Genomic DNA, 24821 nt, shown 5'->3' with positions numbered 1-24821 from the left:
GGCCCCGGTGCGGCCCCAGTCGGGGCCCCGGCCGGCCCAGTCCCGGTCGAGGCAGGCGTACCGGTGCTGCCGTAGCCGCCAGAGGACCAGGCGCCGGCCTCCTCGACGACGAGCACCGCGCCCGCGGCCGCCCCCGCACCCGCCAGGGCGGCGTGCTCGCGGGCGGTGTCCCCGGTCAGCGGCCGACGCGTCAACTCGCCTTCGCCGTCCACCCACACCGGCAGCGTGTCGCCCGGCTCGGCGGCATCCCGCGGCGCGGTGACGACGCCGGTGCGCTCCGTGCCGTCGGGTGCCGCCCAGCGCGCGTCGACCGGCTCGCGCAGCTGCTGCTCCGCCGCGGACACCCGATAGGGGAGCACCGAGCCCGGCTCGGGCGCCGCGGCGGGCCCCAGGACCTCGGCGACCACCTGCAGGCGGCGTTCCTGCTGGAGGCGCGCCGACTCCTGGAGGGCCGCGTCGGCGGACACGCCGACCAGCCATCCCGCGACGGGCGCGCCCACGCAGATGAGCACCAGGGCCGCCAGTGCCGTCCATGCCTCCAGCAGGTCGGTGGTGCGGCGCAGCGGATTGCCGCGCCAGCGCCACAGACCCGTGGCCGCCGCGTACACGGCGCCCACCCCCTTCTCCCGTCATCCGTGTTCGACCGTGGTTCCGGGGGTCGGGTGCCCAGGTCGCGGAGGCCTATGCGACGGCCGGGCCGGGGTCTTCCGCGGTCTGCCCGCCACGGGTGGCGAGCACCCGCACCGGGTCGCCGACCCGCACCGTGCCGGTGGTCTCCGGGATGAGGTTCTGGCCGAAGAGGACCTTGCCGCCCGCGCGGCGGTGCCGGCTCAGGGTGTGCAGGGGCTCCTTGCCCTTCGCGGCGGTCCGCGGGTCGACCGTGGTCACCGCGCAGCGCCCGCACGGCTTGACGACCCGGAAGACGACCTCTCCGACGGCGATCCGCTCCCACCGGTCCTCCTCCCAGGCGCGGGTGCCGCCGATGACGAGGTTGGGCCGGAACCGCTCCATCCCGAGGGGGCCTTCGTGGGCGTGGTCGCCCTGTGCGACGAGGGTGTTGAGGGCGTCGAGGGAGGCCGTGGCGGCGGCGAGCAGCGGGTAGCCGTCGGCGAAGGAGACGGTGTCGCCCGGGCGGGCGTAGTCGGGGTCGACGGGGCGGTCGCGCGCGGGGTCGCCCATGTACACCAGCTGCACGTCCGCGCCGATGTGGCCGCTGAACCAGGCGTCGGCCTCCGCGCCCGCGGGCACGGCGTCGACCTTCGAGCCGAACACCTCCACGACGACGGTGCCGGCAGACGCCGCATCGGGCACGGCGACGGTCAGCTCCTCCCTTCCGGGCGCGGACACGCGCAGTCCGCCGCCGGGCTCCGCCTGGGCGCGGGCCAGGGCGAGGAGGGGGCGCTGACGCTGGGTCACCGCCCGGCCGGACGGGTCGGCGAGCGCCCAGCGGCGGTCGCCGGACAGCCCCCAGGGCTCCACGACCGCCTGGGCGGGCGAAGAGCCCCGCAGGGCCTTGACCGGGTAGACGTGCAGGGAACTCAGGACGGAGGAGGGCATGACCTCGTGACTGGGCATGGCCTCATCCTGCCAGGAGCCCCCGGACGGTCACCGGAGGGCGGTTGACACGGGATCAGCAGCAGGCCGCCCCGCCCCGTCGGGCCTGCTCGTCCGTGCGTCCGGCGCGTACGGACGGCGGCACCTCGCGGGGTGCCGCCGTGCTGCCGCCCTCCGTGGGACGCGTGCCGCCGTGCGCGGCCGCTCAGTACCCGCCGTTCTGGTAAGGCCGCCGGTACGGGTCCTCGTACGGCGCCGCGGCCATGGGAGCGGGGGCGGCCGGACGCGGCGGGCCGACCGGGCGCATCGCGTCGTAGCCGGTGGCCATCGGCCGCGGCTGCTGCTGCTGGGGGCCCGGGTAGCCGTATCCGCGCGGCGGCGCGGACTGCTGCGGGATGTGCGGACCCGCCGCGTGCTGGAGCGGCGCGGGATACGGCGTCGCCGGCTGGGGGTAGCCGTATCCGCCGCCGTAGGAGGGCGCCTGCTGGGGGGAGGGGGCCGCCGGGAGGGCGGGGAGGGCCGCGGGCAAGGCCGGCATGTAGGTGCTGCCGGTGTCGTACGCGGAGGGCACTCGGATCGGGGCGATCTGAGGCGTGCCCCGCTCTGCGACCAGAGAGTCGTAGATCGGGGTGTCCGGGAACGGCGGCGCGTTGTAGTACGCACCGCCGTACGAGGCACGGGGGGAGGTCATGGCCCTAAGTTAAGCCCACGATGTGTCGGGTGGAAGGCCGATAAGCGGGTTGTTTGACGTGCTTCCTGTGACGGCGGAACGCCAATGCGACCGAACATGGGGAAATCGGTCGCGTCGGAGGGTGATGATCGCGTAAAACCCGAGCTTGGGAGGGGTTACCCACGGGTCTGCCGGGCAGGGCCGTGCCGCCCGGATTAACGTGGCCGCTACATAAACCGGCGGCGGCCGACGGGCGGTGGGGGTGGGCATGTCCATGCTTAAGGGAGCCAATGTTCCGGTGCCGGCGCGGACTCTTCGCATCGAATTGGGATGGCGTTCCGGTGAAGGGGTGCCGGATGTCGATGCCTCCGCGCTACTGCTCGTGTCCGGAAAAGTGCGCTCCGACGCCGACTTCGTGTTTTACCACCAGGCCGCGCACCCCTCGGGCTCCGTGCGCCATGACGGGAAACGCACCTCGGGCGGCGCCGTGACGGACACCCTCACGGTCCATCTGCCCCGGGTGGAACCGGCCGTGGAGCGCATCGTCCTCGCGGCCTCCGCCGACGGCGGCACCTTCGGCCGCGTACCCGGGCTGCACGTCCGGGTGGTCGACGCGGCGGACGGCACCGAGGTGGCGCGCTTCGAGAGCCAGGGCGCGACCGTGGAGACCGCGTACGTCCTGGGCGAGCTCTACCGGCGCCAGGGCGCCTGGAAGTTCCGCGCCGTGGGGCAGGGGTACGCCGGCGGACCGGAGGGCCTCGCGACGGACTTCGGCATCACGGTGGACGAGCCGCAGCGCCCGCAGCCCGCGGCCGCGCCGAGCCCGGCACCCCCGCGCCCCCGCAGCCGTCTCCGCACCGGCGCCCCCAGCCATCCCCGCGGCCGTCCCCGCAGCCGCGCTCCCCGGCGGCGGGCACGGGGCCGCCGCCCCCGCGCCTGCCGCCGCACCGCTGTGGCCGGCGGCCCCGCAGGGCGGGGAGTCCGCCGCCGTCCCGCCCCCGGACACCGTGCTGCGCCCGGCCGCCGACCGGCCGCCGCGCCGCACCCCTCCGGTGCCCGCGCCACCGCCCGCCGCCGTCCGACCGCCGCGCCGGACCCCGTCCGGCCCCGCTCCGCAGCCCGCCCCCGTGCGGCTGACCAAGATCACCCTGACGGAGGACGCCCCCACCGTCTCCCTCGCCAAGCAGGGCGGCACCGCCGGCGCGCTGCGGGTGAACCTCAACTGGGGCGTGCGCAAGCAGTTCCGCGGCTGGAGCACCCAGCGCGGCCGGGCCGTCGCCCACCACGCCGACCTCGACCTCGACCTGTGCGCCCTCTACGAACTGGCCGACGGCCGCAAGGGCGTCGTCCAGGCCCTCGGCAACGCCTTCGGCTCCCTCCACCACCCGCCGTACATCCACCTCGACGGCGACGACCGCACCGGAGCCGTCGAGACCGGCGAGAACCTCACCGTCAACCTCGACCACCGGCAGCGGTTCCGCCGCATCCTCGTCTTCGTCACCATCTACGAGGGCGCCCGCAGCTTCGCCGACCTGCACGCCACCGTCACCCTCACCCCGCAGCACGGCGCGCCCGTCGCGTTCTCCCTCGACGAGTGCACCGTGCCCTCCCCCGTCTGCGCCCTCGCGCTGATCACCGGCCGGGGAGGCGACCTCGTCGTCCGTCGCGAGGCCCGCTACCTCGTACCGGAGCGCGGCGTCAGCCCCCAGCGCACGGTCGACCGCGCCTACGGCTGGGGCATGGACTGGACCCCCGGGAGGAAGTGAGCGGCGCCCGCTCAGCTGTCCGGCGCCGCCTGCGGACGCGGATACGTCCGGCCCTTCCAGGCGGCGCCCCGCCCCCGGTGGTGGCGCACCGCCGAGTCCACCGTCATGCACAGGTACAGCAGCGCCGTCACGGGAAGCAGCACCGCCGACCAGAGCGGCTGCCGGTAGTGACGGAGCATCGGCACGTACGTGCCCGCCATCACCGCCCAGGCCGCGCCGCCCGCCCACGCCGCCACCCGGTCGCCGCCGGCGGGCCCGCCGCCAGGCAGAGCGGCGGCGCGAGGTAGACGCACGCGATCCCGGCCACCGCGGCAGCCAGCAGCAGCACGCTGTGCCGCAACTGCGCGTACGCGCTGCGCGCCACCATGTCCCACAGGTCCGCGAGCCGCGGGTACGGCCGGACGCTGTCCACCCGCTCGGCGAGGCCCAGCCAGATCCGCCCCCGTGCCGCCGCACGGCCCCGGCCAGCGCCACGTCGTCGATCACCGCACCCCGGATCGCGTCCGGAACCCCCGCCCGCCGGGCCGCCTCCGCCCGCAGCAGGACGCAGCCGCCCGCCGCGGCCGCGGTGCGACCCCGGGCCGGTTCACCCACCGGAACGGGTAGAGCTGGCCGAAGAAGTAGACGAAGGCCGGCACGACCAGCCGCTCCCAGGCGTTCGCCACCCGCAGCCGCGCCATCTGCGACACCAGGTCCAGGTCGTGCGCCACGGCCGCCGCGACCAGGCGCCGCAGGCTGTCCGGTGCGTGCGCGATGTCGGCGTCCGTCAGCAGCAGGAACTCCGCCGGGCCGCCCCGCTCGCGCACACCTGCGGGCAGCGGGGGCCGCCGCCCGCCCGCGGGGGCCTGCGCCGCCGCACCGCCACCGCGCGCCACCGCGATCCCGTGCCGTACGGCCCACAGCTTGCCCGTCCAGCCCGCCTCGGGCGGCCCCGGCGACACCACGGTCAGCGGCAGCGCCCCGGGGCCCTGCCGCTCCGCGAGCGCCCGGGCCGTGCTCCCCGTGCCGTCCGTGCTGCCGTCGTCCACCAGCACCACGTCCGCCCGGCCCGGGTAGTCCTGGGCGAGCAGCGACGGCAGGCTCAGCGGCAGCACCTCCGCCTCGTCCCGCGCCGGCACCACCACGGTCACGTCCGGCCACCGGTCCGGTTCCGCCGCCGCGCCGGTGCCGGGCAGCCGCTGGTCGGTCCGCCAGAAGAAGCCCCGGCACACGAGAAGCCACCCCCAAGCGGCACAGGAAACCAGGGCAATCCATGCAAGAACGGTCATTCGTCGCAGTCTGCCCCACATCGCGGCACGTCGAAGGGGCGTCGGCTAGGGTGACCGGGTGAAGATCGCACTGATGGACTCCGGGATCGGCCTGCTTCCGGCGGCCGCCGCCGTGCGCCGGCTGCGACCGGACGCCGATCTCGTGCTCTCCTCGGACCCGGACGGCATGCCCTGGGGCCCCCGCACACCGGAGGACCTCACCGCGCGCGCCCTCACCGTGGCCCGCGCGGCCGCCGCCCACGCCCCCGACGCGCTCGTCGTGGCCTGCAACACCGCCTCGGTCCACGCCCTGCCGACCCTGCGGGCCGAACTGGAGCCCCGGATCCCCGTCATCGGCACCGTGCCCGCCATCAAGCCGGCCGCCGCGGCGGGCGGGCCCGTCGCCATCTGGGCCACCCCCGCCACCACCGGCAGCCCCTACCAGCGGCGGCTGATCGCCGAGTTCGGGGCCGGCGTCGACGTCGCCGAGGTGCCGTGCCCGGGGCTCGCCGAAGCCGTCCAGCACGCCGACTCCGCGGCCGTGGCCGCGGCCGTCGAGGCGGCCGCCGCCCTCACCCCGGCCGCGGTCGAGTCCGTCGTCCTCGGCTGCACCCACTACGAACTGGTCGCCGAAGCCATCGGCCGGGTCCTGCGCGCGCGTACCGGCCGCGAGGTCGGCCTCCTCGGCTCCGCACCCGCCGTCGCGGCGCAGGCGCTGCGCCGCGTCACCGCCACCCGGGCACCCGGGACCGGAGCGCTGACCGTGCTGCTCAGCGGCCGCCCCGCGGAGCTGCCGCCGGCCGCGCTGACCTACCCGGAGGGCCGCGCCCTGCGCCAGGCCGCCCCCGTCGCCTGACCCCCGCGGGGCCTCACCCGGTCGCTTCCCGGCGCACGCCGCAGGACGCGGCCGCTGGGCACTCTCCCCAGCATGAGGCAGCCGCGGGACGCCCGGCGGACAGCCGCAGGGGCGGGACGCCGCGTTCCCGCCGCCGCCCGCCGCCCGCCGCCCGTCGCCCGTCGCCCGCCGCATCGGCCCGGGGCGGTGCCCCGGGCGGTGGGCGCCACGCGGTGCCCGCCGCGGCCGGTCCCGGCCGCGACGGCGCCGACCCCACCCGTTCGGCCGCGCTCCGCACAGCGGCGCGCCGTAGACTCCGCCACGTGAGTGCCACAGCCACCCCCGACGCCGTGCCCGAGCCCCCCGCCCGTGAGGAGGCACGAGCGCGACGGCTGCTGCGCGGGCTCGTACGCCCGGCGGCAGCGGCCCTGTCCGGCGCCGTGCTGTACCTCAGCTTCCCGCCCCGGCCCCTGTGGTGGCTCGCGCTTCCCGCCTTCGCCCTGCTCGGCTGGACGCTGCACGGCCGCCGTCTGCGCGCCGGCTTCGGCCTCGGCCTGCTCGCGGGCCTCGGGTTCCTGCTGCCGCTGCTGGTGTGGACCGGGGAGGAGGTGGGGCCGGGGCCGTGGCTGGCACTGGTCGCCGCCGAGTCCCTGTTCGTCGCCGCCGCGGGCCTCGGGATCGCCGCCGTGACCCGGCTCCCCGCATGGCCGCTGTTCGCCGCCGCCGTGTGGGTCCTCGGGGAGGCGGCGCGCGCCCGGGTCCCCTTCGGCGGGTTCCCCTGGGGCAAGCTCGCCTTCGGGCAGGCCGACGGCGTGTTCCTGCCGCTGGCCGCCGTCGGCGGCACGCCCGTGCTGGGCTTCGCCGTCGCCCTGAGCGGCTTCGGCCTGTACGAGGCGCTCCGGGTCGTACGGGCCCGCCGCGCGCACGGAGCGGAGCCCTCCGGCACACGGCTCCGCGGCCGGGCCGCGGTCGCCGCGTTCTGCGTCCTGACGCCCCTCCTCGGCGCCTTCGCCGCCCGCCCCCTGGTGTCCACCGCGGCGCAGGACGGCACGGCGACGGTGGCCGCCGTGCAGGGCAACGTGCCCCGGCTGGGCCTGGACTTCAACGCGCAGCGCCGCGCGGTCCTCGACAACCACGCGCGGCGCACCGAGCAGCTCGCCGCGGACGTCCGGGCGGGCAGGGTCGAGAAGCCCGACTTCGTGCTGTGGCCGGAGAACTCCTCCGACCTCGACCCCTACCGCAACCCCGACGCCCGCGAGGTCATCGACCGCGCCGTGCGGGCCGTCGGCGTGCCCACCGTCGTCGGCGCCGTCCTCACCCCCGAGACCGGGCACCTGCGCAACACCCTGGTGCAGTGGGAGCCGGGGCGCGGCCCCGTCGCCACGTACGACAAGCGGCACGTCCAGCCCTTCGGCGAGTACATCCCGCTGCGGTCCCTCGTACGGATCTTCAACAAGGACGTCGACCGAGTGAGCCGCGACTTCGGACCCGGCAGCGAAGTCGGCGTGTTCGACCTGGCGGGGACCCGCGTCGGACTCGCCACCTGCTACGAGGCCGCCTTCGACTGGGCGGTCCGCGACACGGTCGTCCACGGGGCCCGGCTCATCGCCGTGCCCAGCAACAACGCCACCTTCGGCCGCAGCGAGATGACCTACCAGCAGCTCGCCATGGACCGTGTGCGGGCCGTCGAGCACAGCCGTACGGTCGTGGTCCCGGTCACCAGCGGGGTGAGCGCGATCATCCTCCCGGACGGCCGGATCGCGCAGCGGACGGAGCTGTTCACCCCCGACGCGCTCGTCGCCGAGGTGCCGCTGCGCTCCTCCCTCACCCCCGCCACCCGCATGGGCGTGCTGCCGGAGGCCGCACTGGCGGCGCTCGCGCTCGGCGGCCTGGCGTGGGCCGCGGCGGCCGGGGTGCGCGCCCGGCGCGGCCCCGCCACCGCCCCCGCTGACGGGACCCGTTCCGGCGCCGCGACAGCCCCCGCTGACGGGACCAGTTCCGCCACCGCCACCGCCACCGCCACCGCCTGCGTCCAGTCGGCCGACGGGCACTCGGCCGCTGTCTCCCCCGCCACCGGCTCCTCCGCAGCCGCCTCCCCGGCCGCGTCAGGAGCGGCGGACCGGCCCTCCGCGCCGCCCGATCCCGAGGCGGCGTCCGCCGGTTACAGTCGACGGCATGGCAACTCCTGACTTCATCAAGGAAGTTCGCGCCAAAGCGGGAGACGTCCTGCTCCTCCTGCCCGGGGTCACCGCCGTCGTCTTCGACGCGGACGAGCGGGTCCTGCTGGTGAAGCGGTCCGACGACGGCCGGTGGACCCTCGTCGGAGGCATCCCCGAGCCGGGGGAGCAGCCGGCCGCCGCGGCCGTGCGGGAGGCTCTGGAGGAGACCGCCGTGGCGTGCGAGGCGGAGCGCGTGGTGCTCGTCGAGGCCGAACCGGAGCCCGTCGTCTACCCGAACGGCGACAGGTGCCAGTACATGAACATCACCTTCCGCTGCCGGGCCACGGGCGGGCGGGCCCGGGTGAACGACGACGAGTCGTCGGCCGTGGGCTGGTTCGCGGCCGACGCCCTTCCGCCGCTGTCCGACCTCGACCTGTTCAGGATCAAGCAGGCCCGCGCCGGCGAGCCCACCTGGTTCGCCGCCCCGCCCGCCCTCTGACGCACCGGGGCGTGCGGCACGCGTACGCCCTGGAGGCCGCGTCCGGCACCGGAGGCCGCGTCCGGCACCGGAGCACGGCCCCGCGGCGGCGGCCCGCCGTCCCGGTCGCGTGCCCGCACTCGCCGCGGAGGACGGCCGCCGCCCGCCGCCGGCCCGGCGGGTCCGTGCCGGATCGCCCCCGGGCCTGGTCAGACAGCGGGCCGGGCCGGTATCCCTGTGGCCATGCCCGAAGAACCCGAGACGGCCGACGCGGCCACCGCACCCCCGTACGCCTCCTACCTCGACCTGCTGGCACAGGGCGCGGCCGTGGAGGCGTACGACCGGCCCGTGGCCCGCGCCCGCGCCGGCGGGGCGGCACCCGGAGTGCTCGCGGACCTCGAACAGGCCAAGCGGCTCGCCCTGCGGGTGCGGGCGGAACTGGAGGGCAGACGGCGCCGCGAGGCCGAGCTGTCGGCGCTGTTCGAAACGGCCCACGACCTGGCGGGCCTGCGCGACCTGGACGCGGTGCTGCGCGCCATCGTGCAGCGCGCCCGCTCCCTGCTCCGCACCGAGGTCGCCTACCTGAGCCTGAACGACCCGGTGCGCGGCGACACGTACATGCGGGTGACCGAGGGGTCCGTCTCCGCGCGCTTCCAGCAGCTGCGCCTCGGCATGGGGGAGGGGCTCGGCGGACTCGTCGCCCAGACAGCCCGGCCGTACGTGACGGACAGCTACTTCGACGACGAGCGGTTCCGGCACACCCGCTCCATCGACGCGGGCGTACGGGACGAGGGACTGGTCGCCATCCTCGGCGTGCCGCTCACCCTCGGCAGCCAGGTCATCGGCGTGCTCTTCGCGGCGGACCGCAGGGCGCGGGTCTTCGAGCGGGAGCAGGTCGCCCTGCTCGGCTCGTTCGCGGCGCACGCGGCGGTCGCGCTCGACACGGCCAACCTCCTGGCGGAGACCCGTACCGCGCTGACCGAACTGGAACGGGCCAACGCCATCATCCGGGACCGCAGCGCGGTGATCGAACGCGCCTCGGAGGTCCACGACCGGCTCACCGAACTGGTGCTGCGCGGCGGCGGCGTGGAGGACGTCACGACCGCGGTGTCGCACGTCCTCAGGGGCGCCGTCGCGTTCACCGACGCCGTGCCGCCCGCCGGGGCGGCCGACGGCAGGGCCGTCCGCGACGGCGACGCCTGGGTGGCGGCCGTGTCGGCGGGCGGGGAGGTGTTCGGCGCGCTCGTCCTGCACGGCGACGCGGAGCTCGACCCGGTCGACCGGCGCACCCTGGAGCGCGCGGCGATGGTGACGTCCCTGCTCCTGCTCGCGGACCGCTCCGCGGGCGAGGCCGAGCAGCGCGTCAGGGGCGAGCTGCTGGACGACCTGATCGACGCGCCGGACCGCGACCGCAGACTCCTCAGGGAACGCGCCGCGCGCCTGCGCGCGGACTTCGACGCCCCGCAGGTCGTCCTCGCGGCCCGGCTCGGCCGGCGGACCGCAGCGCCCCAGGACCGCGGCGGGACGCCCGCCAAGGACGGCACCGGCGCCGACCGGCAGCGCCTGTGGTCCGCCGCGACCCACCTGGCCGCCACGAGGAAGGGCCTCGCCTCGGCCCGCGACGGCGGTACGGTCCTGCTCCTTCCGCTGACCCCGGGCGACACCCCCGCCGACCTGGCCCGCATGACGGCCCGCCACCTGGGCGGCGCCCTCCACGAGCCGGTCACCGTGGGCGGCTCGTCCCCGTCGGCGCCCCCGCGGACCACCCGGGCGCGATAGCCGGCGCGTACGCGGAGGCGCGCCGCTGCGTGGACGCCCTCACCCTGCTGGGCCGCACGGGGGAGGGCGCGGCCGCCGCCGACCTGGGCTTCCTCGGACTGCTGCTGGCCGACACCCGCGACATCGACGGCTTCGTCGAGCGGACGATCGGCCGGGTCGCGGCCTACGACCGCCGCCGCGGCACCGACCTGGTCCGCACCCTCCAGGCGTACTTCGACAGCGGCATGAGCCCGGCCCGCACGAAGGACCTGCTGCACGTCCACGTCAACACGGTGGCGCAGCGCCTCGAACGCGTGGCCCATCTGCTGGGCGAGGACTGGCAGTCCCCCGACCGCGCACTGGAGATCCAGCTCGCCCTGCGTCTCCACACGCTGGCCCCGGCCCTGGGGCAGCGGGGGTCCTCGCGCTGAACGCGGTCCGGGGCGCCGCAAACCGTGCCGCGGACCGGTCGCCGGCCCTCGGCCCGCCCGCCCGTCCGCTCGCCCGTCCGCTCGTCCGCCCGCCCGGAGGGCCGCGGACCGTACCGGGTCAGGCACCCTCGGGTGCGGATGGCCCCGGAGCCCGACCCGTCCCGCCCGCCGCGCGGGCGCCACGGGCGCCGTCCCGCCGGCGCGGCCGGCGGACAACCCGCACGGCGGGTGCGCGGCTACCGGAGGGCCTCGTAGACGGAGGCGGTGGTGAACCCGTAGGCCAGGTGCGGCACGACGTCGGACAGCCACGCCGTACTGCTCCACTCCCGGGGGTCGGTGACCCCGAGGGCGGTGGCCGGGAGGTCGCTCGCCGCCATCGCCGCGGCGGCCAGCAGGGGCCCGGCGAGCCACACCGGCCTGCTGCCGCGGCCCCGCAGCAGGCCGTACAGCAGTCCGGTGCCGAGACCGGCGACGTACCCCAGCAGGGCGCCTGCGGCCTCTTCGCGGCCGGCCTTCTCCTCCCCGTCGCCGAGCTCGATCCCGGCCTGCCCGGCGAGCCGGTCGGCCGTCTCGGCGGGCATGCTGCTGGAGGGCCTGCCCCGCAGCACCATGTCGCCGTACGTGACGAGATTGAGGGCCACCGTGCCGGTCGCACCGGCCAGCAGCCCACGGGCAGCGGAACGCACCATCGTCGTCTCCTCGTAGCGTCGTCGGGCGGCCGCACGGAATGCGCGCTCCCGTACCGGTCGCCCTGGTGCGGCGTACGGTGCCGGCCGCCCGGTCCCCGCGCGCCGTCCCCCGGTCCCGCGGACGACCGGCCGTCACCGCGGCCACCTCCTCGGCGGCCGTCCCGGCACGCGTACCCCCAGGGGGCGGACCGAAAGGCCGCCGCGACGAAAACCCGCGGCGCGCCCCGATCCGCCGCCCACGCCTCGCGCTGTCCAGGCCGTGACCTGACTGCTCCTTGTGCGGGCTGCTTGCGGCGCCGCCCGGGCCCGGCGCCGCCCGAGCCCGGGGCCGCCGGGGCCCGGCGCCGCGTCGAGGCTCCGCACCGCCCGCACCCGGGCCCCGCTGTCCCGACCGCTCGCGCCCCGCGTCGCCCGTACCCCGCGTCGCCCGTGTCCCGGACCGCTCGCGCCCACCTGCCGTCCGCTGTCCGGACCGCTCGCGCCCCCGGGCAGCCCGGGGCCCCCGCGCCGTCCGCGCCTCGCGTCGGGCTTCGCCGTCCCTGCCCCGGTTCGCCGACCCGGCGCGCCTGCCGCCCCGGCGGTGGGCCGCCGTACGCGCCCGGGTGACCGGCCCCCGGTCGCCTCACCCGTCCCGGGTGATCCCCACCGGATCGCCGCACGTGACGCTGGGGCCAGGAGGTCCGTCCATGGCCACGTCGCACAGCGCCCCTCTCTCACCGTCGGAGCGCGCGGCCCTCGGCAAGGCCGCCCGCGCCCGTCTGCCGCGCTCCGCACACGCCGCCTTCGCACCCGGTGGGAGACGGCGCGACCCGCTCGGGATCATCGAGCGGCAGTCCGCCGCGCGGGTGCCCGAGCTGGTGCCCGTCCGGTACGGCCGGATGCTCGAATCGCCGTTCCGCTTCTACCGGGGCGCCGCCGCGGTCATGGCCGCCGACCTGGGAGCCGCCCCGCACACCGGGCTCACGGTGCAGCTGTGCGGCGACGCGCACCTGCTGAACTTCCGGCTCCTCGCCTCTCCCGAACGCCACCTCGTCTTCGACATCAACGACTTCGACGAGACTCTGCCCGGCCCCTTCGAATGGGACGTGAAACGGCTGGCGGCGAGCCTGGTCGTCGCGGGCCGGGCCAACGACTTCACGGGGTCGCAGTGCGACGACGCGGTCCGCGCCTGCGTACGCTCCTACCGCGACCGCATGCGGGCGTTCGCCGGCATGCGCACCCTCGACGTGTGGTACGCGCGGGACGACATCGACCAGGTCGAGGCGATGCTCTCCCAGCGGCTCGACAGGGACGTCCGGCAGCGGGTCTCCCGCGCCTCCGCGAAGGCCCGCGGCAGGACGAGCCTGGAGGCCGCCGGGAAGCTGACCCGCCTGGTCGACGGCGCGCCCCGCATCGTCTCCGACCCGCCGCTGATCACCCCCCTCGACGAACTGCTGGGCGGTGTCGCACGCGAGGCACTGGAAGAGCGCCTGCGCACCCTGGTCACCGGCTACGGGCGCAGCCTGTCGTCGGAGCGGCGCCACCTCCTGAGCCGGTTCCACGTGGTGGACATGGCCCGCAAGGTGGTCGGCGTCGGCAGCGTCGGCACCCGCTGCTGGATCGTCCTGCTGCTGGGCCGCGACGGCGGTGACCCGCTGGTCCTCCAGGCCAAGGAGGCCGGCGAGTCCGTCCTCGCCGCCTCCTGCGGTCCCAGCCCGTACGTGAACCAGGGCGAACGCGTCGTCGCCGGGCAGCGGCTCATGCAGGCCGCCGGCGACATCTTCCTCGGGTGGCAGCGCGTCCCCGGGATCGACGGCCGCGGGCGCGACTTCTACGTGCGGCAGCTGTGGGACTGGAAGGGCATCGCTCGGCCCGAGACGATGGACCCGGCCACGCTGGCCCTGTTCGGCCGGCTGTGCGGCGCCACCCTGGCCCGCGCCCACGCCCGCTCGGGCGACCCGGTGGCCATCGGTGCGTACCTCGGCCGCGGCGACCGCTTCGACCGGGCGCTCGTGGAGTTCGCCCAGGCGTACGCCGACCAGAACGCCCGCGACCACGGGGCGCTGGCCGACGCGGTGGCGGACGGACGCCTCAGCGCCAGGGCCGCGTGACGCACGCACGCGCGCCCTTGGACCCCGCACCGCGCGGCTCCGGCCGCGGCCGGACCCGCGGCGCCGCCCCGCTTCGGCGTCCGGCGTGCCGGCGCCCCGCGGTGCGCCGGACGCCGGACGGATGCCCGGCCCCCGCCCCCACCGACCGGAGCGGACGCCCCGCCCCTGTTCCCGCCGTCCCGGACGGATGCCCGGCCCCCGCCCCCACCGACCGGGGCGGCGCGCCGCCCCGCTCCGGACGGCGTGCCGTCACCCGCTCCGGGTGACGACGGCGCCGCCGCGCGCGGCGGACACTCGCATTGCACGGCTGCACAGGGCAGCCCGGTGAGAACGGGGAGGCTGCCCATGGCCGCCACCGACACCCCCACGCCCCGCCGCCGCTCGGCGGGCACGACGGCCGCGGTCGCCGGCCTGACGCTGTTCGCCGCGGTGATGCTGGTCGTCTCCGGCATCCTCAACGTCCTGCGGGGCATCATGGCGATCGCCGAGGACGAGGTGTTCGTCTCGACCCCCGACTACGTCTTCGCGTTCGACCTGACCGGTTGGGGGTGGATCCACCTGCTGCTCGGTGCCGTCGCCGTGCTCGTCGGCATCGGCCTGTTCACGGCCGCCGCGTGGGCGAGGTACACCGGCGTGGCCATCGCGGCGCTGCTGATCATCGCCAACTTCCTGTCCCTGCCGTACTACCCGTTCTGGTCGCTGACCCTGATCGCGCTCTACGGGTTCGTCATCTGGGCCCTCTGCGTGGTGCGGCCGGAGACGCTCACCGGACGCGGGACGGAGTGACGGCCTGCCGCGTGCCGCGCGGGACGCCGGCACACGCCAGCCGGGCCTCCGCACGCAGAAAGCGGCCGCTCCCCGGGCCGGGGCGGCCGCCCCGGTGCGGGGAGGCCGCTTGCGGCGAGCGCGCGGCGGCGGGAGCAGGCGGCTCGCGGTGAGCGGCGCGTCCGCCCGAAGGGGCGGCTCGGCGGGCCCGGTCCGCGCGGCCGCGGTGCCTCTGCGCGGCCGGGGCGGGCAGCCGGCGCTCCGCGGGTCCGTGCCGCCCGCCGGATCCCCGGCGGCACGGACGTGCGGCTACCGGCCCGTACCGGGCTCCGGGAGCCGCCGCAGTTCCCCCACGCGCAACCCGAGCGACTGGCACCGCAGCAGCAGCCCGTAGAGACGGGCCTCTTCCGCTGCCGTACGACCGTCCGTGACTGTCGTGCCCATGGTGCGGCGGCGCCCGGGGCACCACATCACCCCGGCGAGGTGACAGCGGGCCGGCCGGCGCGCGCCCGGGTCACAGCAGGCCCAGCTCCCGGCCCGGCGGACGGCCTCGCCGCGCCGGGTGGCGGCCAGCTTGCGGTAGACGCTCTTCAGGTGCGTCTTCACCGTGTTGACCGACAGGTGCAGGTCGGCGGCGATGTCCTCGGTGGACATGAGCTGCGCCAGCCGTTCCAGCACCTCCCGTTCGCGTGTGCTCAGCCGTTCCGGCGCGGGGGCCGGCGGCTGCTCCCCGGCGGGCGCGGCCGGCGTCCCGCCCCGCGGGCGGCCGAGGAGCCAGTCGTGCCCCCGCACGAGAGCCGGCCGGTGCGCCAGGAAGCGCCGCGGCCACGGCCCGGCCTCCGCGAACGGCCCCCGCAGCAGGTGCGGGCGGGCGGCCGACAGGGCCTTGCGGACCAGGCGTTCAGCGCCGGCGGGGTCCCCGGTCGCGTCGAGCGCCTGGGCGCGGGCCAGCAGCACCCTCGTGACGGCGGCGGGCCCGGCGCTTCCGGCGCCGGTCAGCCGGTCCAGGACGCGCAGGGCCCGGTCGGCCCCGCCCGCGGCCAGGTGCGCCCGGGCCTCGGCGGCCAGGCTCTCCGGGGTGCGCGCCCCGCGCCGCGCGAAGACCGCGACCGCGGACGCCGGGTCGTTTTCGGCCAGGTGCACGGCGGACCGGACCGCCGCGACGCGGTCCACCACCCAGGGCGGGGCGTCCGCGGGGGCGGGCAGCGGGCCGGCCGTCGCGTCATCGAGGGCCCGGCGCGCCGCCCGCGCGTCGCCCTCCGCGAGCAGCACGCGGCAGCGCAGCAGCGCGAGTTCGGCGGCCGTGGCGGGATCGCGGGACGCGGCGGGCCGGGCGGCCGCCCGGGCGAGGTGCCCGCGCGCGGAGCGGAGGTCCGCCCGGTCGAGGGCGGCGGCGGACAGCACGAGCTCGGCCGTGCCCGAGCAGGCGGCCGCCGGCACCCCGCGCGCTCCGCTCCGGCGACCGCCTCCCGCGCGCGCGACTCGGCCGGACCCGGCCGTCCGTGCAGCAGGTCGATCAGCGCCAGGCGGCCGAGGGACGCGTGCCGGGGCATCGCCGTCAGCGGCCCGTCCGGCACGTCGGCGGCCGCGGACAGCGCGGCCGTGGCGGCGTCGAAGCGCCCGGCCCACAGCTGCGCCGTGCCGAGCTCGGTGAGCAGCAGCGCGCACAACTCCGGCGCGCCGTCGAGGCGTTCGGCGGGCAGGGCCTGCCGGGCGTCCGCCGCGGCCTTGGCCGCTGCCTCCGCCATGTCCGCCGAGCCCGCCAGCCTGGCGGCGAGCACCCGCAGCAGCGCCCCGCTGAGCTGCACCGCCGCGGCTTCCGGGGTGCCGTCGTCGGGCAGCGCCTCCTCGGCGCGGCGCAGGTGGGCGAGCCCCGGTCGACGTCGTGGCGGGCCAACTCGCGGGCGGCCCGCACCAGGTCGACGGCGGGCCCCGAGGCGTCCTCCGGCAGGCCGGCGAACAGGTCGCCCAGGCGTGCGGCGTCGGGGCCGGTGAGGAGCCTGCCGATGGCCGGCCGGGCGACGAGCTCGGCGGCCGCCTGCTCCCAGTCGCCCGCGGCCGCGGCGTGCGGCAGGGCCTGGTCCGGCAGGCCGGCTCCGTAGAGCCACCGTGCGGCCCTGCGGTGCAGTTCGGGTTCCAGGCCGGGGCGGTGGACCCGCAGCTGCACGCGCAGGATCTCGGCGAACAGCGGGTGGACGCGGTACCAGTCGTGCCCGAGGGGGGCGACGAACGCGTTGGCGCGGTGCAGTTCCGCGAGGATCGGCGCGGCGTCGTCCCGGCCCGTGAGGGCGTCGGCGAGTGCGGGGTGGATCCCGTCCAGGACGCTGGTCCGCAGGAGCAGGTCCCGGGTCTCGGCGGGCTGGGCGGCGAGGACCTCGGCCAGCAGGAAGTCGGCCACCGTGCTGTGCCCGGGTTCGAAGTCCCTGAGGAAGCCCTCGGGGTCCTCCTCCCGCTGCGCGGCCAGGGTGCACAGCCGCACGCCCGCCGCCCAGCCGCCGGTGCGTTCGGTGAGCACGGCCGCGCACCCCGCCGACAGGGCGAGTCCGTGCCGGGCGGCCAGCTCCGCCGTCTCCTCGGCGCGGAACGCCAGGTCGGCACCGCGGATGTCGACGAGGTCGCCGGCTGCCCGGTAGCGGTGCAGCGGCAGCAGCGGCTCCGTACGGCCGGTGATCACCACGTGCAGCCCCGGGCCGGCGTGTCGGAGCAGGAACTCCAGCTCCTGTGCCAGTTCCGTGCAGTCGGCCACCCGGTCGAACGCGTCCAGCACCAGGACCACCGGGGCGTCGCGGCCGTCCAGCCAGGCGGCGAGCCGGGCAAGCAGCGAGCGGTCCACCTCGCCGGGGCGGGCCGGGCCGCCGAGGTGCGGGGGCGGGGGGATGCCGTGGTGCCGCAGCGCGTGCAGGACGTAGGCCCAGAAGACCCCGGGGACGCTGTCCTCCTGCTCCACCGTCAGCCACGCGGCGGTCCCCGGCGGCAGGTTGCGGATCCAGTCGGCGGCCAGCAGGGTCTTGCCCGCCCCCGCCGGTCCGCTGACCAGGGTGAGGGGGTGGCGGAGGCCGGCGGTCAGGCGCTCGGCGAGCCGGGGCCGGCGCACGAACACCTCGGGGACCGCCGGTACGGCGAACCGGGCGGCGAGCACCGGGTGGCCGTCCGGGGCGCGGGCTGCGGCGGGGTTCCGGTGATCCCCTTCGCCGGGATGCTGCCTGACGTCCCTCACCTCCCTCGGGAAGGCGCAGAGCGGCGGGAGCCGCTCGTCTCCGAGCTTCACCCGGTCCGGGGAGCCCGCAATCGGCGGGTCACCGCCCGGACGCCGGACCGTGGCGACCCGGCCGGCGCCGTCCCGGCGGCTCGGAGGAGGGCGCCGGCCTTCCGCAGCCGGCCGCCCCGGCCCGTACGGCGCCGCGCCCGCGCCCCGACGGCGCCCCGACCGCGCCCCGACCGCTCCGCGTGGAGCGGGGCGCGGAGCGGGGCTCACCCGCCACGGGTGAGCGGCGTGTGTGCGTACGCCCGTTCGGGGTACACGGCGCGGGCTGGGCGATGCTCGGCGGTACCGCCGGGGGAGGTGCCAGGCCCCCGGGCGGTGACCGCTCCGCCGGGCGCGGCGGGCCTCCGGAGGGGTCCGCTCATCCGGCCGCGGCGGGGCGCCGCTTTGGCCTGAAGCCTCCTTGCGCTCCGCAGCGGGACCCCCCTTTCCCTACCTTCTTAGGTTAGGCTAACCTCTGCGACGTGCATGTTGGTGAAGACACGTCCGCGGCCGAACGCCCCCGCGGCCATGAACTCTCGGCCACGGGTGTCACCGTCGCCTACGACGGCGTCGACGTCGTCCACGACGCGTCGTTGACGCTGCGGCCCGGTCAGGTGACCGTGCTCGTGGGCCCGAACGGCAGCGGCAAGTCCACGCTGCTGCGCACGGTGGCCCGGTTGCAGCGGCCCCGTGCCGCCGCGCTGGTCATCGACGGCGACACCGACGGGCTCGCCCTGAGCCCCCGTGAGTTCTCCCGGCGGGTGGCGCTGCTGACGCAGGGCCGCCCCACGCCGAGCGGACTGACGGTGCGGGACGTGGTCGAGTTCGGCCGCTACCCGTACCGGGGCCGCTGGGGCAGGACCGATCCGGGCGGTCCGGCGGCCGTGGACCGCGCGCTGTCCCTGACCGGGGTCGCCGAGCTCGCCGACCGCGGCGTCGAGCACCTCTCCGGAGGGCAGCTCCAACGCGTCTGGCTGGCCGGCTGCCTCGCCCAGGAGACCGGCGTGCTCCTCCTCGACGAACCCACCACCTACCTGGACCTGCGCTACCAGGTCGAACTCCTCGACCTCATGCGCGACCTGGCCGACGACCACGGCATCGCCGTCGGCGCGGTCCTGCACGACCTCGACCAGGCCGCCGCCGTCGGCGACCGGATCGTCCTGCTCCGCGCGGGACGGATCGCCGCCGACGGCCGCCCCGAGGACGTGCTGACGGCGGAGCGCCTCACCGAGACGTACGGCATCCGCATCGACGTCGACACCGACCCCCTCACCGGACGCCTGCGCACCCGCGCGATCGGCCGGCACCACACGCGAAGTGAAAGGCTCAGCACCCCCTCATGAGACGCCTCCTCCTCACCGCGGCGGCCGCCACCGCCGCGGCCCTCACCCTGACCGCCTGCGGCACGACCGAGCCCGCCGCCGACGCCAAGCCGGACAAGAAGGCCGAGCGCATCACCCTCACCGACGCCTCGGGCGCGAAGGTCGAACTCGACGGCCCCGCCAAGAAGGTCGTCGCCACCGAGTGGAACGTCGTGGAGAGCCTGATCTCCCTCGGCGTCGACCCCGCCGGCGTCGCCGACGTCAAGGGCTACCGCACCTGGGACACCGCCGTCCCGCTGAAGAACGACGCCAAGGACATCGGCACCCGCGGCGAACCCAGCATGGACACGGTCGCCGCCCTCAAGCCGGACCTCGTCGTCGCCACCACCGATCTGCCCCCGGCCGCCGTGAAGCAGCTGCGCGAGATCGCCCCCGTCCTGGAGGTGAAGGCCGCCGACGCCTCCGACCCGGTCGGGCAGATGACGGAGAACCTGGACCTCATCGCGCAGGCCACCGGGACCACCGAGCAGGCGGAGAAGCTCAAGAAGCAGTTCGACGCGAAGATCGCCGAAGGGAAGAAGGCCCTCGCGGACGCCGGACTCGCCGGAGCCTCCTACGCCTTCGCCGACGGCTACGTCGTCTCCAACCAGGTCTCCATCCGGCCCTTCACCAGCGGCTCCCTCGTCGGCGGGGTCAACGAGAAGCTCGGCCTGAAGAACGACTGGTCCGTCCAGGGCGACGAGGCGTACGGGCTCGGCACGACCGACGTCGAGGGGCTCACCAAGCTGAGCGAGGACGTCCACTTCGCCTACATCGGCAACGACGGCGACAAGGCCAGCAACCCCTTCACCGGCGTCCTCGCCGACGACAAGGTGTGGACCTCGCTGCCGTTCGTGAAGAAGGGCAACGTCCACCGCCTCCCCGACGGCATCTGGATGTTCGGCGGCCCCGAGTCGATGAACCAGTACATCGACGCCGTCGTCGCCGCCCTGACGAAGAAGTAGGACCATGGCCGTCACCGCGACCCCCGCCGCCGCCCGTCCGTCGGCGGCCGCGTCCCGGACGGGCGCGGCCGCGGTGACGGCCGTACTGCTCCTCCTCGTCACGGGCCTCGCGCTCGTCGACATCACCCAGGGCACCGCGTCCACCGGCGCGCCCGAGGTCTGGAAGGCCCTCACCGGCCGGGCCGACCCGTCCGACGCGTCCGTCGTCATCGCCTCGCGGCTGCCGAGGATGGCCGCGGGGCTCCTCGTCGGCATCGTGCTCGGCATGGCGGGCGCCGCCCTCCAGGCCGTCAGCCGCAACGTCCTCGCCTCACCCGACACCCTCGCCGTCAACGCCGGTTCGTACGCCGCCCTCGGGCTGGCCGCCGCCGCCGGCGTGTCACTGCCGCTGCTGGCCTCCTCCGGCATCGCCTTCGCCGGCGGGCTCACCGCCGCGGCCGTGGTGCTCGGCCTGTCCGGCCTCGGCACCGGCACCGTCCGGCTGGTGCTCGCCGGCAGCGCCCTCACCCTCGGCCTCACCGCCGTCACCGAGGGGCTGCTGCTGCTCTTCCCCCAGCAGACCGAAGGCGTCTACCACTGGAACCAGGGCAGCATCGCCCAGAACGGCTTCGACGGCGTCCTGCAGATGGCGCCCATCGGCGTCGCCGGCCTCGCCGGGCTGCTGCTCCTCGCCCGCCGGGTGGACGCCCTCGCCCTCGGCGACGACGCCGCCCGCGGGCTCGGCGTACCCGTCCGCGCCACCCGCGTCACGGCCGTCGTCCTCGCCGCCCTGCTGTCGACCGCCGCCGTCACCCTGGCCGGCCCCGTCGGCTTCGTCGGCCTGTGCGCCCCGGCGCTCGTCCGGCCCTCGCCCGCCGCTTCCGCGCCTTCGCCCGGACCCGCGTCGCCATCCCGGCCGCGGGCCTCGTCGGGGCCGCGCTGGTGCTCGGCGCCGACGTGCTCCTGCGGGCCGCCGTACCGGCCGACACCGCGGTCGCCGTGCCGACCGGAGTCGTCACCAGCCTCGTCGGCGCCGTCTTCGTCGTCGCCATGGCCGTACGGGTCCGGGACACCACCGGCATCGCCCCCGACCGGCTGCGCATCCGCAGCCGGACCGTGTTCCTCACCACCGCCGCCGCCCTCGTGGCGGTCCTCGCCGGCACCGCCGTCGCCGCCGTCCTGCTGGGCGACGCCAAACTCCTCCTCGGCGACGTGACCAACTGGGCGCTCGGCCGGGCCGGCCAGACCGTGTCCTTCATCCTCGACACCCGTGTGCCCCGCGTAGCCGCCGCACTCCTCGCGGGAGCGGCGCTCGCCCTGGCCGGCACGCTCGTCCAGGCCGTCACCCGCAACCCCCTCGCCGAGCCCGGCATCATGGGCGTCTCCGGCGGCGCGGCGCTCGGCGCGGTCCTGCTCGTCACGACCGTCCCCCTCGCCTCGTCGTGGGGCGTCGCCGGTGCGGCGTTCGCGGGCGCCGCGGCCGCCTCCGCCGTCGTGTTCGGGCTCGCGGCGCGGGGCGGGTTCCAGCAGACCCGGCTCGTCCTCGTCGGCTTCGCCGTCCACACGGCGACGGCCGCCCTGGTCAGCCTCCTCATCATCCTCACCGACCCGTTCAACGCCACCAAGGCGCTCACCTGGCTGTCGGGCTCCACCTACGGCAGGACCCTGCCCGACACGGCACCCCTCGCCATCGCCCTGGCCGCGGGCCTGGCGGTCGCCGTCGCACGCCGCACCGAACTCGACCTCGTCTCCCTCGACGAGGACACCCCGCGGCTCCTCGGACTGCCGCTCGGCCGGGGCCGCCTCGGCTTCCTCGTGCTGAGCGTCCTGCTCAGCGCCACCGCCGTCGCCGCCGCGGGCACCATCGGTTTCGTGGGCCTCGTGGCGCCCCACGCGGCCCGCGCCCTCGTCGGCCGGCAGCACGCCCGCACGGTGCCCGTCGCGGTCCTCCTCGGCGCGGTCCTCGTCTGCACCGCCGACCTGGTGGGCCGCACGGTGATCGCCCCGGCCCAGCTCGGCGCCGGCCTCATGACCGCCGTGATCGGCACGCCGTACTTCCTTTACCTGCTGGTACGCAGCCGGCGGTAGGGCGGTCGTCGCACCGTGGGCGGACGACCGGGCCACCGCCCGGCGCGGACCCGCCCGCGGTGCGAGCCGACCACAAGTCAGGGCGCTCGGGGCAGCGGCATGCCGCCGCTGCCGTCGCCGGGCGGCGGCGCGGAGCAGGGCGGCGGCGCCGAGCAGGGCGGCGATGGTGCCGGACGCCCGGCGGGGAAGACCGGCAGAGGCGGCGGGGACAGCCGCAGGGGCGGCTGCGCGCCTGCCCCGGAGACGCCCGGGCCGCGCGGGCCCCGGCCGGCGGCCGGCCGGGGCCCACCCGGTCAGCGGAGGTCGAACCGGTCGAGGCTCATGACCTTGTCCCACGCCGCCACGAAGTCCCGCACGAACACCCCGCCCGCGTCGTCGACTCCGTAGACCTCCGCGACGGCCCGCAGCTGGGCGTGCGCGCCGAAGACGAGGTCCACGGCGGTCGCGGTCCACCGGACCTCGCCCGTCGCGCGGTCCCGGCCCTCGTAGACGTTCTCCTCCTCCGCGGACGCCTTCCACTCCGTGCCCATGTCGAGCAGGTTGACGAAGAAGTCGTTCGTCAGCGCCTCCGGCCGGTGCGTGAGCACGCCGTGGCGGGTCCCCTTGAAGCCGGTGCCCAGCGCCCTCATGCCGCCGACCAGCACCGTCATCTCGGGAGCGGTGAGCGTCAGCAGGTTCGCCCGGTCCAGGAGGAGCGTCTCCGGCGACAGCTTCTCCCCGGCCCGCACGTAGTTGCGGAACCCGTCCGCCCGCGGTTCGAGCACGGCGAACGACTCCGCGTCCGTCTGCTCCTGCGAGGCGTCCGTACGTCCCGGCGCGAAGGGGACGGTGACGCTGTGCCCGGCGTTCTCGGCGGCCCGCTCGACGGCCGCGCACCCGCCCAGGACGATCAGGTCCGCCAGGGAGACCTTCTTGCCGCCGCTCTGCGCGCCGTCGAAGTCCTGCCGGATCCCGTCGAGGGTCCGCAGCACCTGCTGGATCTCGGGCAGGTCGTTGACCTCCCAGTCCTTCTGCGGGGCGAGCCGGATCCGCGCGCCGTTCGCCCCGCCGCGCTTGTCCGTGCCGCGGAAGCTCGCCGCCGCCGCCCACGCCGTGGTGACCAGCTGGGGGATCGACAGCCCGGAGTCGAGGATCGTGCGCTTGAGCGCGGCCACGTCCTCGTCTCCGACGAGCTCGTGGTCGACCGGCGGCACGGGGTCCTGCCACAGCTGCGGCTCGGGGACCCACGGGCCGAGGTAGCGCGAGACGGGGCCCATGTCGCGGTGCAGCAGCTTGTACCAGGCCTTGGCGAACGCCTCCGCGAGTTGGTCCGGGTTCTCGTGGAAGCGCTTCGCGATGGGCCCGTAGACCGGGTCCACCTTCAGTGCGAGGTCCGTCGTCAGCATCATGGGCGCGTGCCGCTTCGACGGATCGTGGGCGTCCGGCACGGTGCCGGCGGCCGACGGGTCCGCGGGGGTCCACTGCTTCGCCCCCGCGGGGCTCGTCGTCAGCTCCCACTCGTAGCGGAACAGGTTGTCGAGGTATCCGTTGTCCCAGCGCGTCGGTTCCGAGGTCCACGCGCCTTCCAGCCCGCTGGTGAGCGCGTACGCGCCGGTGCCCGTGCCGACCGTGTTCCGCCAGCCGAGGCCCTGCTGCTCGACGGGGCACGCCTCGGGCTCCGGCCCGATGTACTGGGGGTCGACCGCGCCGTGGCACTTGCCGAAGGTGTGGCCGCCGACGATGAGCGCGACCGTCTCCTCGTCGTTCATCGCCATGCGGCCGAACGTGTCGCGGATGTCCCTGGCCGCCGCCATCGGGTCCGGATTGCCGTTGGGGCCCTCGGGGTTGACGTAGATCAGGCCCATCTGCACGGCCCCGAGGGGGCTGGCGAGCTGCCGGTCGCCGCTGTAGCGCTCGTCACCCAGCCAGGTGTCCTCCGGGCCCCAGAAGATCTCCTCGGGCTCCCAGATGTCCTCCCGGCCGAAGCCGAAACCGAAGGTCCGGAACCCCATCGACTCCATGGCGCAGTTCCCGGCGAAGACCAGCAGGTCCGCCCACGAGATCTTCCGCCCGTACTTCCGCTTGACCGGCCACAGCAGGCGGCGCGCCTTGTCGAGGCTGGCGTTGTCCGGCCAGCTGTTGAGGGGGGCGAACCGCTGGGCGCCCGCGCCGCCGCCGCCGCGCCCGTCGGCGATGCGGTACGTGCCGGCCGCGTGCCAGCTCATCCGGATGAACAGCGGGCCGTAGTGGCCGTAGTCGGCGGGCCACCAGTCCTGGGAGTCCGTCATGACCGCGAACACGTCGCGCTTCAGCGCCTCGACGTCGAGGGACGCGAACTCCTGCGCGTAGTCGAAGTCCGGCCCCATCGGGTTGGCGCGGGGCGAGTGCTGGTGGAGTACCTGGAGGTCCAGCTGGTTCGGCCACCAGTCCCGGTTCGTCCTGGGCCGGGTCGGGGTGGGTGTCGGGGAGGAGATGACGGGGTTTTCGCTTTCGCTGCCGGACACGTCCGACCTTCTTTCCTTAGTCGGTGCTTCTTCCTGCTGGCTGACGCTGCTGCCGTGGTGCGCCCCCGCGCGACGCCGGTGACGGGGCCTGTACGGCGTCCAAATGGTTGCGTACCGGACACAGGACCGCCATGGGAACACGCAGGGCGTGCGGCGAAGAGGAACTCCCAGCCGAACGCCGGCGCCGTCAGGGGGCAGCGGCCGAGCGCCCTGCGGCCGCCCCGGCGCCGGGAGCCCGGCGGGGGCAGTGGCCGCGCGT

At 76.5% G+C, this 24821-nt stretch carries 13 protein-coding genes and 4 pseudogenes; 10 read left to right on the top strand and 7 right to left on the bottom strand.

Annotated elements, in window-relative coordinates:
* Nucleotides 1-681 precede the first annotated feature (681 nt).
* Entirely contained in the window at nucleotides 682-1575 is an 894-nt protein-coding gene (locus tag L6E17_RS00620) for an MOSC domain-containing protein (RefSeq protein WP_374108965.1), read from the bottom strand.
* A gap of 184 nt (nucleotides 1576-1759) precedes the next feature.
* Nucleotides 1760-2245, bottom strand: coding sequence for a DUF6643 family protein (locus tag L6E17_RS00615; RefSeq protein WP_236238842.1), 486 nt, complete (start codon nucleotides 2243-2245; stop codon nucleotides 1760-1762).
* Nucleotides 2246-2498: 253 nt separating this feature from the next.
* Between L6E17_RS00615 and L6E17_RS00610 the strand changes: the two are divergent.
* Nucleotides 2499-3990, top strand: a pseudogene (locus L6E17_RS00610) (TerD family protein).
* 11 nt (nucleotides 3991-4001) lie between these two features.
* Here the strand turns inward: L6E17_RS00610 and L6E17_RS00605 are convergent.
* Nucleotides 4002-5258: pseudogene (locus L6E17_RS00605) on the bottom strand (glycosyltransferase).
* Between the two features lie 58 nt (nucleotides 5259-5316).
* Between L6E17_RS00605 and L6E17_RS00600 the strand changes: the two are divergent.
* From L6E17_RS00600 to L6E17_RS00585, 4 genes and pseudogenes are all read left to right on the top strand, one after another.
* The gene (locus tag L6E17_RS00600) at nucleotides 5317-6093 is read left to right on the top strand and encodes a glutamate racemase (protein ID WP_236238841.1); all 777 of its coding nucleotides are present in this window, start codon (nucleotides 5317-5319) and stop codon (nucleotides 6091-6093) included.
* Nucleotides 6094-6395: 302 nt separating this feature from the next.
* On the top strand, nucleotides 6396-8261 hold the full coding sequence (lnt, locus tag L6E17_RS00595) for an apolipoprotein N-acyltransferase (protein WP_374108964.1): 1866 nt from the start codon (nucleotides 6396-6398) through the stop codon (nucleotides 8259-8261).
* The gene (locus tag L6E17_RS00590) at nucleotides 8248-8730 is read left to right on the top strand and encodes an NUDIX domain-containing protein (protein ID WP_236238840.1); all 483 of its coding nucleotides are present in this window, start codon (nucleotides 8248-8250) and stop codon (nucleotides 8728-8730) included. Before lnt ends, L6E17_RS00590 begins: the two co-directional genes overlap by 14 nt.
* A gap of 222 nt (nucleotides 8731-8952) precedes the next feature.
* Nucleotides 8953-10898, top strand: a pseudogene (locus L6E17_RS00585) (helix-turn-helix domain-containing protein).
* 236 nt (nucleotides 10899-11134) lie between these two features.
* On the opposite strand, the gene L6E17_RS00580 reads toward L6E17_RS00585, so the two are convergent.
* Nucleotides 11135-11587, bottom strand: coding sequence for a hypothetical protein (locus tag L6E17_RS00580; RefSeq protein WP_236238839.1), 453 nt, complete (start codon nucleotides 11585-11587; stop codon nucleotides 11135-11137).
* Nucleotides 11588-12273: 686 nt separating this feature from the next.
* Here L6E17_RS00580 and L6E17_RS00575 point away from each other — a divergent pair.
* Both L6E17_RS00575 and L6E17_RS00570 read left to right on the top strand, forming a co-directional pair.
* Entirely contained in the window at nucleotides 12274-13677 is a 1404-nt protein-coding gene (locus tag L6E17_RS00575; RefSeq protein ID WP_236238838.1) for a DUF2252 domain-containing protein, read from the top strand.
* Nucleotides 13678-14022: 345 nt separating this feature from the next.
* Nucleotides 14023-14463 (top strand): hypothetical protein, encoded by a 441-nt coding sequence (locus tag L6E17_RS00570; RefSeq protein ID WP_236238837.1) that lies wholly within the window; start codon nucleotides 14023-14025, stop codon nucleotides 14461-14463.
* Between the two features lie 288 nt (nucleotides 14464-14751).
* Here L6E17_RS00570 and L6E17_RS30800 read toward each other — a convergent pair whose 3' ends face one another.
* Both L6E17_RS30800 and L6E17_RS30795 read right to left on the bottom strand, forming a co-directional pair.
* Complete coding sequence (locus L6E17_RS30800; RefSeq protein WP_308315805.1) at nucleotides 14752-15882, bottom strand: LuxR C-terminal-related transcriptional regulator; 1131 nt, start codon at nucleotides 15880-15882, stop codon at nucleotides 14752-14754.
* Between the two features lie 118 nt (nucleotides 15883-16000).
* Nucleotides 16001-17659, bottom strand: a complete 1659-nt coding sequence (locus L6E17_RS30795; protein WP_308315804.1) for a hypothetical protein — start codon at nucleotides 17657-17659, stop codon at nucleotides 16001-16003.
* Nucleotides 17660-18168: 509 nt separating this feature from the next.
* Here L6E17_RS30795 and L6E17_RS00560 point away from each other — a divergent pair.
* The 3 genes and pseudogenes from L6E17_RS00560 to L6E17_RS00550 all read left to right on the top strand — a co-directional run bounded on the left by L6E17_RS00560 (nucleotide 18169) and on the right by L6E17_RS00550 (nucleotide 22079).
* Nucleotides 18169-19029: an ABC transporter ATP-binding protein gene (locus L6E17_RS00560; protein WP_236238836.1), complete on the top strand. Its 861-nt coding sequence runs from the start codon at nucleotides 18169-18171 to the stop codon at nucleotides 19027-19029.
* The gene (locus L6E17_RS00555) at nucleotides 19026-20012 is read left to right on the top strand and encodes an iron-siderophore ABC transporter substrate-binding protein (RefSeq protein WP_236238835.1); all 987 of its coding nucleotides are present in this window, start codon (nucleotides 19026-19028) and stop codon (nucleotides 20010-20012) included. The genes L6E17_RS00560 and L6E17_RS00555 overlap by 4 nt, the downstream gene beginning before the upstream one ends.
* Before the next feature lie 4 nt (nucleotides 20013-20016).
* A pseudogene (locus L6E17_RS00550) lies at nucleotides 20017-22079 on the top strand (iron ABC transporter permease).
* Nucleotides 22080-22372: 293 nt separating this feature from the next.
* Here L6E17_RS00550 and katG read toward each other — a convergent pair.
* Complete coding sequence (katG, locus tag L6E17_RS00545; protein WP_236238834.1) at nucleotides 22373-24562, bottom strand: catalase/peroxidase HPI; 2190 nt, start codon at nucleotides 24560-24562, stop codon at nucleotides 22373-22375.
* Nucleotides 24563-24821: the final 259 nt, after the last annotated feature.

Origin of the sequence: Streptomyces sp. CC228A (assembly GCF_021390935.1) — a bacterium.
Classification (GTDB): domain Bacteria; phylum Actinomycetota; class Actinomycetes; order Streptomycetales; family Streptomycetaceae; genus Streptomyces.
This window is presented reverse-complemented; position numbering and strand designations above follow the sequence as displayed.

What these genes read in the sequence shown, in the direction of transcription:
- L6E17_RS00620 (WP_374108965.1), bottom strand. Translation starts at nt 1,575, where the DNA reads ATGCCCAGTCACGAGGTCATGCCCTCCTCCGTCCTGAGTTCCCTGCAC.
- L6E17_RS00615 (WP_236238842.1), bottom strand. Translation starts at nt 2,245, where the DNA reads ATGACCTCCCCCCGTGCCTCGTACGGCGGTGCGTACTACAACGCGCCG.
- L6E17_RS00590 (WP_236238840.1), top strand. Translation starts at nt 8,248, where the DNA reads ATGGCAACTCCTGACTTCATCAAGGAAGTTCGCGCCAAAGCGGGAGAC.
- L6E17_RS00580 (WP_236238839.1), bottom strand. Translation starts at nt 11,587, where the DNA reads ATGGTGCGTTCCGCTGCCCGTGGGCTGCTGGCCGGTGCGACCGGCACG.
- L6E17_RS00575 (WP_236238838.1), top strand. Translation starts at nt 12,274, where the DNA reads ATGGCCACGTCGCACAGCGCCCCTCTCTCACCGTCGGAGCGCGCGGCC.
- L6E17_RS00570 (WP_236238837.1), top strand. Translation starts at nt 14,023, where the DNA reads ATGGCCGCCACCGACACCCCCACGCCCCGCCGCCGCTCGGCGGGCACG.
- L6E17_RS00555 (WP_236238835.1), top strand. Translation starts at nt 19,026, where the DNA reads ATGAGACGCCTCCTCCTCACCGCGGCGGCCGCCACCGCCGCGGCCCTC.